Source organism: Streptomyces sp. TBY4 (assembly GCF_024213195.1).
Classification (GTDB): domain Bacteria; phylum Actinomycetota; class Actinomycetes; order Streptomycetales; family Streptomycetaceae; genus Streptomyces.
In genome coordinates this window covers 107,915-122,186 of record NZ_JANAVF010000024.1, presented here as the reverse complement: position 1 = coordinate 122,186, position 14,272 = coordinate 107,915, and the positions used below count along the sequence as shown (strand labels likewise).

The following is a 14,272-nucleotide window of genomic DNA, read 5'->3' as shown; positions in this document are numbered from 1 at the left end:
GACCGGATCAGCTTCCACGGCGGCGACTTCTACGACACCGACATCCCCTCCGCCGACGTCGTCATCTTCGGCAACGTTCTCCACGACTGCCCCGTCGAGGCCCGCAAGAGCCTCATCGCCCAGGCAGCCAGCCGGGTCCCGGTCGGTGGAACCGTCATCGTCTACGACCCCATGGTCAACGACGACCGCACCAGCACCGACACCCTCCTCCTCAGCCTCACGATGATGCTCCAGTCCCCCGCCGGCAACGAGTACACCCCCACCGAATGCCGCTCCTGGATGGAAGAAGCCGGACTCACCATCGAAGACACCTTCGAACTCCCCGGCCACGCCACCGCCGTCATCGGCCGCAAGACCGCCTGACTCCCTTGGTTGACAGCGCAGTCGGCCATCGCGATACTGATTAACGTAGCTAGCTAACGAATTATTTCGGCGGCCCGAGCGGATCGTCGACCGGAGTCGAAAGGAGAGACGACCATGGCCAAGAACAAGGACTACGTCGACCTCACGATCATGCTGGTCAGCCACGACGCCTTCCGGCGTGACATCCGGCGTCTGGAGAAGGCCGTGGCCGGCCGCTCCCTCGAGGACCCGACCGCACGCAAGCGGGTACTGACGGGCTGGGAGATCTTCAAGACCCAGCTCCTCATCCACCACGAGGGCGAGGACCGCGACCTGTGGCCCCGCATGGCCAAGGGCTTCGCCAACCGCCCCGAAGCGCTCTCCGTCCTCGCGGAGCTCGAAGCCGAACACGAGCAGATCGACCCCCTGCTCGCCCGGATCGAGGCTGCTGTTGCTGACGGCCAGCCCCAGACGGACGAGCTCGCGGAGGCCGTCACCCTCCTCGGCGATTCCCTCGAAACCCACCTCGCCCACGAGGAGAAGGACGGCCTCCCCTACATCCAGGAAGCCCTCACCGAAAAGGACTGGAAGGCCTTCATCGCCGACCAGCGCGACAGCCTCGGCTTCAAGGGCGCCGCGGAGTTCTTCCCCTGGGTGCTCGACGAGGCGACGCAGGAGAACGTGGACAAGGTCAGCTCCGTCATGCCCGCTCCGCTGCGCCTGGTCATGAAGACCATGTGGACTCCGGCGTACCAGGCCAGGGGATCCTGGGCCAACTGACCGTCCTCCCCGACCGAATTCAATGACGCCCGGCTGTGTGGGAGGCCGGGAGGGAACGTCCGTTTTCGTGGGTTTCACCAAGGCCGACAGCCTGTCCGTTTGGGAGAGACTGCCGGTCAGAGGGCCTGGTCCGCCGCGGTCATGGGCGGAGCCGGGCCCTGTTGCACGGTGAAAGACAACGGGGAGGACGGCACCATGAGTGCACAGGAGCAGTACGACAAGATCGGTGAGGCGTACGAGGGGTTCAAGGCCCTTCCGCTGGAGCAGTGGGCGATCGTGCCCGGATTCCTGGCCCTGGTCGGGGACGTGACGGGCAAGTCGGTGCTCGACGTGGCTTCGGGCACCGGCTTCTACAGCCGTGAGCTCAAGCGTCGCGGCGCGGCCGAGGTGCTCGGGATCGACATCTCCGGCGAGCTGGTCTCCGTGGCGCAGGCGATCGAGGAGCGCGACCCCCTGGGTGTGCGCTACGAGGTGGGCGACGCGGCCGAGCTGCGGTCCTTCGAGGAGCCCTTCGACGTCGGGCTGGCCGTCCAGCTCCTCAACTACGCCTCGGACATCGCCACCACGGAGCGGATGTGCCGCAACATCCACCGGAGCCTGAAGCCGGGCGCCGAGCTCTTCCTCATCAACCAGTCGCCGGACTACCGCTTCGACGGGCCGACCCCGGAGAAGTACGGCTTCCGCACCGAACTCACCGGTGAGGAGGTCGAGACCGGGTTCAAGGTGCGGACCACGGCGCTGCTCGACCCGCCGGTCTCGTTCATCGCGAACTTCCCGCGCCGCGAGGTCTACGAGAACTCCCTGAAGGCGGCCGGGTTCAGCGGGCTCACCTGGACCCCGATCACGGTGTCGGAGGCCGGCCTGCGCGAGTTCGGTGCGGAGCACTGGGCGAACCTCGCCGAGAACCCCCCGCTGGAGATGCTGCGCTGCCGCGCCTGATCACGGGACTCGCACGACCGCCCCGCTTCGCCATTCCATGGCGGGGCGGGGCGGTCGTGTGAGCGGCGGCAGCTGCGGCATGTGCGCGTCGCCGGCGGTCAGAGGCTTCGGGCGGTGATGTCGCCGTACGAGGTGGTCGCGTGGATGTCGAGCCGGGCGGCTGCTCCCGCGGTGCTGGTGAGCGCGTTGTGGATCCGGCCGTAGGAGGTGCCGGCGTCCAGGGAGGCCGAGGATCCGGCGGCGGCGCCGACCGAGACGTTGCCGGACTCGGTGCGCAGCACGACCGTGCCGTGCACGGCCTCGGCGACGGCGATGTCGCCCTGCTGGGTGCTGATCTCCGCGGGGCCGCCCAGGCGGCCGACCGAGATGTCGCCGGCCTGGAGGGTGAGGCGGGCGCTCGCGGTCTCGTCGAGCTCGACCGTGCCCTGCGCGCCCTCGAAGACGACGTCCCCGAGCCGTCCGACGCCCCGGAACTCGCAGGCGGCCGTGCCGGCCTCGACGCGGGAGCCGGCCGGGAGCTGGACGGTGACCTCGATGGATCCGGTGGCGCCGAGGAGTCCGTTCTTCGCCTCGGGAACCTCGATGCGCAGGACGCCGTCGGCGTAGGCGACCGTCGTCTGCTCCGCCGTCTTCACGTCGCGGCCCTTCGAGGCGTCCGCGGGCAGGACCTCGACGGTGGTGTCGGTCCGGTCGGCGGCGATGAGGCGGATCCGGCCGGCGGGGACGTCGAGGACGGTGGCGATCGGGGCGGTGGTGGTGAAGGTCTGCATCGTTCTCTCCTGTGCGCTTCGCTGTTTGTTTCCGACAATAGAAAAGCTACGTTGCATTCCAGGATCAGGCAACATACTCGTTGCATGAGATCGGCATTTACGCAGGTCAAGTGAGAGTTTTCGTTGCAATGGAATGAGATTCAACGCAACGGAAGGCGATCTCCCGTTGCAATGAACCGGGAGTGAACGCTATGCTGGGAGCGTCTACAGAAGGAGAGAACGGTGCCGGGAGGCAGACTCACCCAGCAGGAGCGCCAGCAGATCGCGCTGGGGCTGGCCGACGGCCTCGCCTACGCGGAGATCGCCCGGCGCCTCGACCGCCCGACCTCGACGGTCACGCGCGAGGTGATGCGCAACGGCGGTCCGGCCTCCTACCGTTCCGATCTGGCCCACCGCGCCACGGAACGCCGCGCCCACCGGAGCAGGCAGGCCGCGCCGCGCGGGCCGCAGACGTCCCCGCAGGCCGACGGGCGCGATGCCGAGGCGGTGCGCGCGTACGAGGAGACCTTCGCCGGCATCTTCATGCAGTCGGGCCTGTCCAAGATGACGGCCCGGGTGCTGGCCGCCCTCTACACCACCGACGCGGGCAGTCTCACCGCGTCCGAGCTCGTCCGGCGGCTCCAGGTCAGTCCGGCGTCCGTCTCCAAGGCCATCACGTTCCTCGAAGGCCAGTCCCTCGTCCGCCGGGAACCGGACGAGGGCCGCCGCGAGCGCTACGTCGTCGACGACGACGTCTGGTACCAGGGGATGATCGCCAGCGCCCGCGCCCACGCCGTGCTCGTGGAAACGGCGCGGCAGGGCGTCGGTGTGCTCGGCCCCGGCACCCCGGCCGCCACCCGCCTCGAGAACATCGCCCGCTTCGTCGACTTCGTCAGCGAGGGCATAACCCGCGCCGCGGAACAGGCCCGCGAAGTCCTCCACACGAAGCCCGTGCCGCCCGCGGAGGGGCCGCGACCGTAGGGGAGCGGCCGGGTCCGCCCGGCCTGCCGCCTCATCGGCGCTTTAGCGGCCCGTGCTGACATGCACCGGTTATGTCGTGCAAGGACCCCGGCCGCTACGTCCACCTGACCAGTGGGAGTTCGCTGGACCGGCTGCTCCGGGCCGGGCCGGCCCGATGAGGGAGAGCGCACACATGGAGATCAAAGTACTGGGGTCGCTCACTGCCCAGGAGCGCGGCGTCTCGGTGGTTCCGACCGCGACGAAGCCCCGGCAGTTGCTGGCCCTGCTCGCCCTGCACACCGGGCGGGTCGTGACCGTGCCGACGCTGATGGAGGAGATCTGGGGCGAGGAGATTCCCCGCAGTGCCACCACCACGCTGCAGACCTACATCCTCCAGTTACGCCGGAAGATCGGCGCCGCGTTGGGGCGGGACCCGGCGCTCGACGCCAAGCAGGTCCTCGTCACCTGCTTCGGCGGCTACCTGCTCCAGGTGCCTCCGGGGCAGGTCGACGCCCATGAGTTCGAGCGGCTCGCGGTGCAGGGCCGGGCCGCCTACGACATCGGCGACTACCGTGCCGCCTCCGACCTGCTGGGCCGTTCGCTCGCGCTGTGGCAGGGCCCGGCGCTGGTCGACGTACGCGCGGGGGCGATCCTCGAACTGGAGGTGCTCCAGCTCAACGAGCAGCGCGCGGCCGCCCTGGAGCGGCGCATCGAGGCCGACATCCGGCTCGGCCGCTGCGCCGAGGTGATCCCCGAACTGCGGGTGCTGGTGGCCCGCCACCCCCTCCACGAGGGTTTCTGCGGGCAGCTGATGCGCGCCCTGCACCGCTCGGGCGGGGGCTGGCGCGCCCTGGAGGCCTACCAGAAGCTGCGGGCCTCCCTCGTACGCGAACTGGGGCTGGAGCCGTCCGCTCCGCTCCAGCAGCTGCACCAGGCCGTGCTCTCCGGGGATCTGGCCCGGACCGATCCGGCCGGCTCGACGATCCCGCGCCGGCTGCAGCCGATCGCGGCGGCCGAATAGCCGGTGAGCCGAAGGGGAAGGGTGAACCGCCGCCGGGGCCCACGGGCCGGCGGCGGTTCACCCGGGCCGGGCTCAGGCCGGGAGCGGGCTGCGCAGGCCGTCCAGCCAGCTCTGCCACGCCGCGGCGTGCCGCGGGGCGCCGACCGGGAGGGAGCCTCCCGTCCAGGCGGTGACGGGGCGCAGCCCGTGGAGGGCGTTGACCACCCAGACCTCGCGTCCGGCGAGCGCGGACAGCCTGCGCCGGACGGGCCGTACGGTCACTCCCGTGCGCGCCGCCCGCTCGAGCAGCAGCGAGGCGGTGACCCCGGGGAGGACGGGGAGCTCGGCGGGCGGATGGCACAGGACGTCCTCCTCCCACCACAGGAGCGAGGAGTTGGCCGCTTCGAGCACCACCCCGTCCGCGGTGACCAGGAGCGCCTCGTCGGCGTCCGCGGCCGCGGCCCGGGAGCGGACCGCGGCCAGGGTGCCCAGGTCCGGCCCCTTGTGACGGGGCGTCCGGCGCGGGTCGCAGACGGCCAGTCCCCAGACCCGGGACGTCGTGGAGAGCGCGGGGGCGGGGCGCGGCCGGTACAGCAGCCGGTGGCCGCCGGGCAGCACCGTGTCCGGGGAGGCGTCCGCGGAGGCGGTCTCCAGCTCGACGCGCGGGAACCAGTGGCCCTCCTCCCGGGGCAGCAGGGCAGCCATGGCGGTCCAGAAGGTGTCCAGGAGCGCGGCGGGCAGGGCCGCGCTCTCGGCGCAGGTCTCGGTGAACCGGCTGCGGTGCCGGGCCAGGGCGCGGACCCGGCCGTCGGCGACCAGCCAGGAGTCCGCGGCGAGGAGCGTGCCCGGGGCCTCCGGCGCGGGGACCTCGCGCAGGGCCCCGTACGCGGTGAGCGCGAAGAGGCGGTCGGCGCGGCCCGGCGCGGTCAACGGGACACCAGGGGCTCGGCGTCCGCCGGCCCGTCCGCCCCGTCCCGGCCGGGGAAGCCCCTGCCGAGGAGGCGGAGCAGCGGGGTGGTCTTGGTGATGGTTTCCTCGAACTCGTCGGCGGGGTCGGAGAGCGCGACGATGGCGCCGCCGACTCCGTAGCGGATGCCCTCCTCGGTCACGACGGCGGTGCGGATGACGATGCTGAGGTCGGCGCCGCCGCACAGGGAGAAGTAGCCGATCGCTCCGGAGTACACACCGCGCGGGCCCTCCTCCAGTTCGTCGATGATCTGCATGGTACGGATCTTGGGGGCGCCCGTCATGGAACCGCCCGGGAAGGCCGTGCGCACGCATTCCACCGCGCTCACTCCGGGGCGCAGGGTGGCCCGTACGGTGCTGACGAGCTGGTGGACCGTGGCGAAGGTCTCCACGTCGAACAGCTTGGGCACGTGGACCGAGCCGACCTCCGCGCACCGGCCGAGGTCGTTGCGGACCAGGTCGACGATCATCAGGTTCTCGGAGCGGTCCTTCTCGTTGGTCCGCAGATCGGTCCGCAGCGCCTCGTCCTCCTCCGGGGTGGCGCCGCGCGGCCGGGTGCCCTTGATCGGCTTGGACTCGGCCAGCCCCTCGGCGGTGACGCGCAGGAACCGCTCCGGCGAGGTGCTGAGGACGGCGAGGTCACCGAAGAGGAGCAGCGAGGCGAAGGGCGCCGGGCTGGTGCGGCGCAGGAAGCGGTACCCCTCCCAGGGGTCCACCTTCGCCTCGCTGTGCAGTTCGTTGGTGAGGCAGACCTCGTAGGTCTCGCCGGCGGCGATGTCCTCCTGGCTGCGCCGGATGCGCTCCAGGTAGGCGTCCCGGTCGTGCCGCAGGCTCAGGTCGCCTGCGTCCAGGGGCTGCGCGGGCACGTCGGTGTCGGCGGTCCGGCCGGCGAGGGCGCGCAGCCGCCCGGCGGTGGTGCGCAGCCAGGCGCGGGCGGAGGCGCCCTGGGCGAGCGCCTCGGCATCGTCCGCGGCGGGGTCCGCGGGGGCCAGGGCCAGCAGGTGCGTGGTGCCGGTCAGGTGGTCGAAGGCCAGGGCGCGGGCGGCGAACACCATCGTGGCGTCGGGCTGCCGCGAGCGGTGGACGACGGGACCGGCCCCGCACTGCGCCTTGAGTTCGTAGCCGAGGTACCCGACCCAGCCGAGGGCGAAGTTGCAGGGGTTCTCGGAGCGCTCGGGCAGCTCCACGCGCAGGGACTTCAGGTCCTCGTCGATCCAGTCGAAGAAGGGGCGCTCGGCGGTCTGCGCGCTGCGGACGCCGTCCCGCTCGGAGACGACGGTGACCGTGCCGGCCGCGACGTCGGCCGTGGCCACGCGGGCCAGGTCGCCCGAGGCGTCCCCCATGACGGAGAAGCGGCCCGTGGCGCCGTCGCTGCGGCTGCTGTCGAGCCAGAAGGGGTGGTTCCCGCCGCGCAGCAGCTCGTCGAAGACGATCTCGGGGTCCCAGTCGGTGGGCAGCCGCTCGGTGAGGACGCGCAGGTGCCGGGCCGGGGCGGGGCGGGCGGGTGCGGCCGGGGGCGCGGCCGGTGCGAGGGGCCGGGCGGCGGGGTGCTCCTCCTGCCAGCGGGTGGTGAGTTCGCGGAAGTTGCGCATCATCAGCAGTCCGTGCTCGCTGCTGATGGACTCCGGGTGGAACTGCACTCCCCACAGCGGGCGTTCGCGGTGGCGCAGGCCCATGAGGATGCCGCCCGGCGCCCAGGCGGTGGCCTCGAAGACGTCCTCGGGCAGGTCGGCCACGGTGAGGGAGTGGTAGCGCACGACGTCGAAGGGCGAGGGGATCCCGGCGAAGAGGTCCGTCCCGGAGTGCTCGACCGGGGAGACCCGGCCGTGCCGGGGCTCGGGGGCCCGCCGGACGGAGCCGCCGCCCAGGTGGGCTATGCCCTGGTGGCCGAGGCACACGCCGAGGACCGGGCGGTCCGCCGCGCGGACGATCTCGGTGCAGATGCCGAAGTCCTCCGGGCGCTCCGGGGTGCCGGGTCCGGGAGACAGGACGACGTTGTCGAACCCCTCCAGGTGGCTGATTCTCCACCCCGGCTCGTCGTTGCGGATGACGACGGGCTCCTGCCCGTTGGCCTCCGCCAGGAGGTGGAACAGATTGAAGGTGAAGGAGTCGTAATTATCCACCAGGAGAGTGCGCATGCTCACCTCATGAGGTCATGGAGGGACGGATTCGACAGCCGGATCCGATAGAAAGATCTGATGACTGAATTCCGGACGGACGATGCAGCCCGGGAAAGATCGCCTCGATGGATGCCGGTCCCGTCCCGATTCCCTGCGAGGGAAATCGGGGAATGATTGATCTCCCCGTTCAACACGGGCAGACCCTACAGGGAGTCCCTGTTCAGTCAACCATTTCCGCACCGCACAACCGGCCCCACAAGGCAACCCGCGAGTAGGAATTCGCAATTCCGCAAGAATGCTGTCGCGCTTTTCATATGACGCTTGACAGTCCCTGAGGGGTCGTTTCTATTATGCGGAACTGCCGAGCCAGTCAGGGCTATTCGGTAGCGCAACGGGGCAGTGCGACGGGGAGATGTTTGTTCGTGATCAGCGATTTCGGGGGCCCCGGGCCCGGGACGGTCGATCCGGATCAGCACGACGGAATCTGGGTCGACGAGCTCCTCCTGCACACCTGCCACGACGGATCCGAGCCCGCGGTGCACATCGGTGAACGGCTGGATCGCGACGGTTTCCGCCGCGCGGTCGGGGCCCGCCGCACGGAGCTGGCGGAGGCCGGACTGCGCAGCGGCGGAACGGTGGCCCTGCAGCTGCCCCCCTCGCTCGCGCTGCTCACCCATCTGCTGGCCGCCTGGCGGACCGGGGCCCAGGTGATCCTGCTCGACCACCGGCTGACCGCCCACGAGAGCGAGCGGGCGCTGCGCCGCACGGCTCCCCAGTTCCTCGTCCGGCCCGCCGGGCCGGTGCGGCTCGGGGTCCTGCGCGGCTTCCACGCGGTCGACACGGTGACCGAGCCGTATCCCGGCGGGCGTCCGGCCGCGAGCGGGCACGCGCTCGTCCAGCTCAGCTCCGGTTCCACCGGCCCCGCCAAGGTGATCGGGCGGACGGCCTCGGATCTCGTCGCCGAGGTCCTGCGCTACACCCTGATCCCCGGCATGCCCCGGCGGGGCGCGCGCATCGTGGTCCTCAACTCCCTGATCCACGCGATGGGGTTGATGGCGGGGGTGCTGCACAGCCTGCACGCGGGGGTCGAGATCGTGCTGCCGGAGCGGATGAGCGCCGACGGCATCCTCGCCGCCGTGGCCGCGCGGACCGCGCCGACCGTGATCACGGGCGTGCCGTTCCACGCGCAGCTGCTGGCCTCCGTCTCCGCTCCCCCGCCGCTGCCGCAGCTCGTCGGGGCGATATCCGCCGGCGAGCCGGTCCGGCCCGGGGTCGCCGAGGCCTTCGCCGCGCGGTACGGCGTACCGCTGGGCGAGGTATACGGGATGACGGAGACGGGCGTGCTCGCGGCCGACCTGTCCGGGGCCTCGCGGCCGGCCACGGGGCGCACGGCTCCGGGGATCGAGGCGAAGGTCGTGGACGGCGAACTCCTCGTACGGCGGCCGGCCGGCCCGTACCTCGGTCCGGCCGTCCCGGACCGCTGGGCGGACGGCTGGCTGCGCACCCGCGACGCCGCGACGCTCGACCCGGAGACCGGTCTGCTCGCCGTGCTGGGCCGGCTGGACTCCCAGGTGTCGGTGGGCGGGCTCAAGGTCGACCTCACCGAGGTCGAGTGGACCCTGTCCGAACTGCCCGGCGTACGGGAGGCGGTGGTGGTCCACGACGGGGCCATCGAGGCCTACGCCGTCCTCGACGGGGAGACCACGGCGCGGGCCGTGGAGGGCCTGCTCGCCGAGCGGGTGGCCGGCTTCAAGCTGCCGCGCCGCATCCACGCCCTGGCCGCCCTCCCCCGGACCACCACCGGCAAGCCGGTACGGGACCCGGCCGCGCTCCGGGCTGCCGCGCAGCCGGCTGCCGCCGTGGAACGGGTGTGAGCCCGATGGAACAGCACGGGAACACCGCCGGGCCGGCCGGGATGCCGGTGGCAGCGCACGCACGGCCCGCCGGGACGCCCGGGATCGCGGTCGCGCCGCACGGGAAGTCCGCCAGGCCGCACGGGAAGCCGGTGGCAGCGCACGCACGGCCCGCCACGCCGCACCAAGAGCCCGCCGGGCCGCACGGGAGGGCCGTCAGGCCGTGCGCGGACCCGGTAGCGCCTTGCGGAAGCTCCGGGGGGTCGCGCGGCACCGCCTCGGCGCAGAGCGGGAGTTCAGCCGTCCACCTGGGTGACCGACACCGGGGTGCCCTCGGTGCCCGGGCCGCCCGCCACGCACAGGACGTAGCCCTCGGGGCCTCCGGGGACGGCGCTGGTCACGCCGGAACCGGGGAAGATCTCGCGCAGCGTCGCAGCGGGTCCCGCGGGCTCCGGCGGCAGGCCGCGGGCGGGCAGCGGAACCGGTCGCAGCCGGCCTCCGCCGGCCAGTCCGGTGCCGAGCGCCTTGCCCAGTGCCTCCTTGTGCGTCCAGACCCACAGCAGGGCCCGGGCCCGCAGGTCGGGTGCGTGGCCCTCGATCCAGCGGACGTCCTCCTCGCCGAACCAGCGCCGGGCGAGGGCCACCGCCGGGAGTTCGCGGGCCGGCTCCACGTCCACGCCCACGTCCCCGCCGGTGCAGACCGCGACCGCGGTCAGCCCGCGGGTGTGGCTCACGCTCACGTTCACCCGGAGGGGCGACCGCGGCCCGCGCTCCCGGGCGCCGGGCCGTGACACCACGTAGGGCCGTCCGCCCGGCTCCCGGGCCACGGCCAGGCCCTCGGGCCCGACGCCCAGTACCGCCGCCGCGGCCCGCCGCAGCAGCGCGTGCGCGTGCTTGCGCTGGTCACCGACCGGGACCGCGAGCCACACCTCTACACGGGACACCGACACCCCCACTCGTCCCCGGTGTCCGGCCACGTCCTGAACACCCGTACGAACACTGATACAAGGAGCCCGTTCATGAGCACCCCTGTGCGCGCATTCGTAGTGAACACCCTCGAAACCATGAACCTCGACACGGCCGGGGTCACGGACGCCACCCCCATCGGCGACGACGGCCTGGAGCTGGAGTCGCTGACCATCGCCGAACTCGTCATGCAGGTCGAGGAGGAGTACGGGGTCAAGTTCACCGACGAGGACGTCGAGGCCCTGCAGACCCTGACCATCGGCGAGTTCACCGCCCAGGTCGAGCAGCGCCGGACCCAGGTCGCGGCCCCGGCCGGCTCGGCGTGAGCGGCCCGTCCCCCGCCCCCGCCCCCGGCCGCCCGGAGGTGATCGCCCTGCTGGCCCAGCACGACGAGTGCGCCCCGGACGAGGTGGGCGAGCGGATCGACTCGCTGCAGCTGGCCTGGCTGGTGCACGTGGTCGAGGAGCGGTACGGCATCCGGATCGACCTCGACGAGGAGCTGGAGGCCATGGACACGGTCGACGGCGCCGTGGCGGTGCTGGCGGGCGCCCTGGCCGCGCCCGCGCCGGGCGGGAGGAGTTCGTGACCGCGGCCGACCGGACGGCCGCCCGCACGGTCGTCATCACCGGGCTCGGCGTCACCAGCGCCTTCGGCCGCGGCGAAGAGGCCCTCGGGCGGGGACTGGCCGCCTCCCGGGCGGCGTTCGGACCGGTCGGGCGGTTCGCCACGGACCGGTACCGCACGGGCGTGGCCGCCGTACTGCCGGGCTCGCCCGACCTGGACGAGGAGCTGCGCCGGGTCGTGGAGGAGGCCTGCGAGCAGGCCGGGCTGTCTCCGGCGGAGCGGGCGCAGGCGCCGCTGCTGCTGGGCCGGCACACCGATCCGGCGGTGGCCCGCGGACCGCTGTCCGTCCAGGGCAAGTCCGCGATCTCGGAGACCGCGGCCGCGCTGGCGCGGGCCTGCGCGCTGCTCGGCGCGGCCCGGACCTACACCAACGCCTGTGTCGCCGCCAGCACGGCGGTCTCCGAGGCCGCCGTACGGATCCGCACCGGCCGGGAGGACCGCGTGGTCGTCTCCGCGGGCTACCTCGTGGACGAGGACAACTTCGCGCTGTTCTCCGCCGGCCGGGCGCTCGCCCCGGACGGCGTCCTGCGCTCCTTCAGCGCCGGCCGCAAGGGCCTGCTGCTCGGCGACGGCGTCGGCGCGGTGGTCCTGGAGTCCGCGGAGGCCGCCGCCGCGCGCGGTGCCCGGCCGCTCGCCGTCCTGTCCGGCTGGGGCCTGGCCGGCGACGCCCACCACGTGTGCCGGCCGCACCCCGAGGGGCTGGGCATGGCGCGGGCGATCACCGCCGCGCTGGACCGGGCCGGGCTGGCGCCCGCGGACATCGGCTACGTCAACGCCCACGGCACCGGCACGCCCGCCAACGACTCCTCGGAGAGCGCAGCCCTGCGGCTCGCCCTCGGGGAGGCCGTCGACAGCACCCCGGTGAGCTCCACGAAGTCCCTCCACGGGCACGCCCTGGAGGCCTCCGGAATGCTCGAACTCGCCGTCGCCCTGCTGGTGCTGCGCAGCGGGGAACTCCCCGTGAACGCGAACCACTCGGGCCCCGACGAAGACTGCCGCCTGGACCTGGTCCTCGGCGGGCCCCGCCGGGTCTCCCCCCGGCACGTCCTCAGCCTGAACGCCGCTTTCGGCGGGGCCAACACCGCATTGGTGGTGAGCGCGCCATGACCCTGTCCCCCACCCTTTCGCCCGAGTACGCGGCAGCCGTGGAGGTCCTCGCGGAGGGCGTCTGGCCCGCCCCGGGCGACCCCGGGCTGCCGGCGCCGCTGGCCGGCTTCGCCGTCTCCTCCTTCAGCCCGATGGCCTCGGCCGCCGCCGACCGCTGCCTGGAGCAGGTGTACGGGACTCCGGGCGCGGCCCAGTCGCAGGAGCTCGTACGACGGGCCGGGCGCACGGCGATCGTGCTGGCCTCCCGGGGCGGCGACCTGGAGACCCACACGGCGACCGCGGCCGCCGTGGACGCCGGCCGGCCCGCGGCGCCCCTGCTGTTCTTCCAGTCCGTGCCCAACGCGGTGGTCGGGCACATCGCCAGGCGCTGGGGGCTCGCCGGTCCGGTGATCTGCTTCAGCCCCGACGCGGCGACCGCCGATCCGCTGGGCGAGGCCCTGGACGTCTCCCGCTTCCTGGCCGAGGGCGGGGACGCCGGCGAGGCGCTGCTGCTGCTCGTGGAGCAGGTGGGCCCGGACGGCGCCCCCGCGAACGCCCGCGCCCTGCTCGTACGGCCCGCGGCACCGGCTGCCGGGGAGGGGTCGTGAGGAGCGGGCTCCGGGAGCAGTACGACGTCTGGGTCACCGGGATCGGGCTGGTCACCCCGCTGGGGACCGGCGTACCTGCCTTCGTGGACGGGCTCGCGGCGCAGCGCTCCGGGCTGCGCCGGCTGGAGGGCGAGGTGTGGGCCGCGACCGGCGCCGACGTGGCCGGGGTGGCCCCCGAGATCTCCGCCCTGGACCTGGTGCCGCGCACCGAGGCCCGGTCGGTCGACCGGTTCGTGCTGATGGCGCTGGCCGCAGCGGACGAGGCCCTCGGCGACGCCAAGCTGACGGTGGGCCGGGACGTGGCTGCGGACCGGGTGGCGGTGGTGGTCTCCACCGGCGCCGGCGGGCTCGCCACGTACGAGGAGCAGGCCGTGGGCCGCGCCTCCCGGGGCCGGGCCGCGGTCAGCCCGTACCTGCTTCCCGGGATGCTTCCCAACATGGCGGCGGCCCGGATCGCGATGCGCCACGGCGTGCGCGGACTCAGCAGCTCCATCGCCACGGCCTGCGCGGCGGGGGCGATGTCGGTGGCCGAGGGGCTGCGGCTGATCCGCGAGGGCACCGCCGACGTGGTGGTCTGCGGGGGCACCGACACCGCGCTCGCCCCCTCCGTGGCCACCTCCTTCGGCAACGCCCGGGCGCTGGCCCGCGCCGGGACGGGTGATCCGGCGGCGGCCAGCCGCCCGTTCGACCTGGACCGGAGCGGCTTCGTACTGGCCGAGGGCGCCGGGATCCTCGTCCTGGAGCGGGCCGCGCACGCCCGCGCCCGCTCGGCGCACGCCTACGGGCGGGTGCTGGGGTGGGGCGCGACCAGCGACGCCCACCACCCGACCTCGCCGCGGCCCGACGGCGCGGGCGCGGCGGACGCCATGCGGCGCGCGCTGGCGGACGCGGGGCTGGCTCCCCGGGACATCGGCTACGTCAACGCCCACGGGACCGCCACCAAGGCCGGTGACCTGGCCGAGGCGCGGGCCATCCGCTCGGTGTTCGGCGAGGACGGGCCCCCGGTCAGCTCGGTGAAGGGCGCCATCGGCCATCTGCTGGGCGCGGCGGGCGCGGTGGAGGCGGCGGCGACCGTACTCGCCCTGCACCACCGGAGCCTCCCGGCGACGGCCAACCTCGACCGGCCGGACCCGGAGTGCGCGCTCGACCACGTACGCGGCGCTCCCCGGGCGGCGGCGCCCGAGGCCGCCGTCTCCAACTCCTTCGCCTTCGGCGGCCACAACGTGAGCCTCGTGCTCGGCCGGGCCCCGGAGGCGGTCTGAACCGCTGCCGCCCGCTC

The 14,272-nt window shown here is 73.4% G+C and carries 15 protein-coding genes; 11 read left to right on the top strand and 4 right to left on the bottom strand.

The features are described 5' to 3' along the window. The 3 genes from NLX94_RS36440 to NLX94_RS36430 all read left to right on the top strand — a co-directional run. Positions 1–363, top strand: a 363-nt coding sequence (locus NLX94_RS36440; protein ID WP_302171442.1) for a methyltransferase, incomplete at its 5' end; no start/stop codon positions are given. A gap of 114 nt (positions 364–477) precedes the next feature. Further along, the gene (locus NLX94_RS36435; protein ID WP_254387558.1) at positions 478–1,122 is read left to right on the top strand and encodes a hemerythrin domain-containing protein; all 645 of its coding nucleotides are present in this window, start codon (positions 478–480) and stop codon (positions 1,120–1,122) included. A 195-nt stretch (positions 1,123–1,317) separates the two neighbouring features. Then, positions 1,318–2,061 carry a class I SAM-dependent methyltransferase gene (locus NLX94_RS36430; protein ID WP_254387557.1) on the top strand — a complete coding sequence of 248 codons (744 nt, stop codon included), beginning with the start codon at positions 1,318–1,320 and terminating at the stop codon, positions 2,059–2,061. 98 nt (positions 2,062–2,159) lie between these two features. Here the strand turns inward: NLX94_RS36430 and NLX94_RS36425 are convergent, their stop codons facing one another. Next, positions 2,160–2,831: a DUF4097 family beta strand repeat-containing protein gene (locus NLX94_RS36425; protein WP_254387556.1), complete on the bottom strand. Its 672-nt coding sequence runs from the start codon at positions 2,829–2,831 to the stop codon at positions 2,160–2,162. Between the two features lie 222 nt (positions 2,832–3,053). Between NLX94_RS36425 and NLX94_RS36420 the strand changes: the two genes are divergently transcribed. Next, positions 3,054–3,791: a helix-turn-helix domain-containing protein gene (locus NLX94_RS36420; RefSeq protein WP_254387555.1), complete on the top strand. Its 738-nt coding sequence runs from the start codon at positions 3,054–3,056 to the stop codon at positions 3,789–3,791. Between the two features lie 172 nt (positions 3,792–3,963). Beyond that, positions 3,964–4,791, top strand: a complete 828-nt coding sequence (locus tag NLX94_RS36415) for an AfsR/SARP family transcriptional regulator (RefSeq protein ID WP_254387554.1) — start codon at positions 3,964–3,966, stop codon at positions 4,789–4,791. A 72-nt stretch (positions 4,792–4,863) separates the two neighbouring features. Here NLX94_RS36415 and NLX94_RS36410 read toward each other — a convergent pair whose 3' ends face one another. Continuing rightward, positions 4,864–5,700, bottom strand: coding sequence for an aminotransferase class IV (locus NLX94_RS36410; protein WP_254387553.1), 837 nt, complete (start codon positions 5,698–5,700; stop codon positions 4,864–4,866). Further along, on the bottom strand, positions 5,697–7,874 hold the full coding sequence (pabB, locus tag NLX94_RS36405) for an aminodeoxychorismate synthase component I (protein WP_254387552.1): 2,178 nt from the start codon (positions 7,872–7,874) through the stop codon (positions 5,697–5,699). The genes NLX94_RS36410 and pabB overlap by 4 nt, the downstream gene beginning before the upstream one ends. A 404-nt stretch (positions 7,875–8,278) precedes the next feature. On the opposite strand from pabB, the gene NLX94_RS36400 reads away from it, so the two are divergent. Continuing rightward, entirely contained in the window at positions 8,279–9,730 is a 1,452-nt protein-coding gene (locus NLX94_RS36400; RefSeq protein ID WP_254387551.1) for an AMP-binding protein, read from the top strand. A gap of 275 nt (positions 9,731–10,005) precedes the next feature. On the opposite strand, the gene NLX94_RS39520 is transcribed toward NLX94_RS36400, so the two are convergent. Then, a complete protein-coding gene (locus NLX94_RS39520; protein WP_254387550.1) occupies positions 10,006–10,653 on the bottom strand; it encodes a 4'-phosphopantetheinyl transferase superfamily protein in 648 nt (215 codons plus the stop codon). A gap of 75 nt (positions 10,654–10,728) precedes the next feature. On the opposite strand from NLX94_RS39520, the gene NLX94_RS36390 reads away from it, so the two are divergent. Genes NLX94_RS36390 through NLX94_RS36370 form a run of 5 tightly spaced genes read left to right on the top strand, consistent with a single transcriptional unit; the run spans position 10,729 to position 14,255 of the window. Beyond that, positions 10,729–11,001, top strand: a complete 273-nt coding sequence (locus NLX94_RS36390; RefSeq protein ID WP_254387549.1) for an acyl carrier protein — start codon at positions 10,729–10,731, stop codon at positions 10,999–11,001. Next, a complete protein-coding gene (locus NLX94_RS36385; RefSeq protein WP_254387548.1) occupies positions 10,998–11,261 on the top strand; it encodes an acyl carrier protein in 264 nt (87 codons plus the stop codon). The genes NLX94_RS36390 and NLX94_RS36385 overlap by 4 nt, the downstream gene beginning before the upstream one ends. Then, positions 11,258–12,406, top strand: a complete 1,149-nt coding sequence (locus tag NLX94_RS36380; protein WP_254387547.1) for a beta-ketoacyl synthase N-terminal-like domain-containing protein — start codon at positions 11,258–11,260, stop codon at positions 12,404–12,406. Before NLX94_RS36385 ends, NLX94_RS36380 begins: the two co-directional genes overlap by 4 nt. Then, positions 12,403–12,993: a beta-ketoacyl synthase chain length factor gene (locus NLX94_RS36375; protein WP_254387546.1), complete on the top strand. Its 591-nt coding sequence runs from the start codon at positions 12,403–12,405 to the stop codon at positions 12,991–12,993. The genes NLX94_RS36380 and NLX94_RS36375 overlap by 4 nt, the downstream gene beginning before the upstream one ends. Next, positions 12,990–14,255, top strand: a complete 1,266-nt coding sequence (locus NLX94_RS36370; protein WP_254387545.1) for a beta-ketoacyl-[acyl-carrier-protein] synthase family protein — start codon at positions 12,990–12,992, stop codon at positions 14,253–14,255. Before NLX94_RS36375 ends, NLX94_RS36370 begins: the two co-directional genes overlap by 4 nt. Positions 14,256–14,272 lie beyond the last annotated feature (17 nt).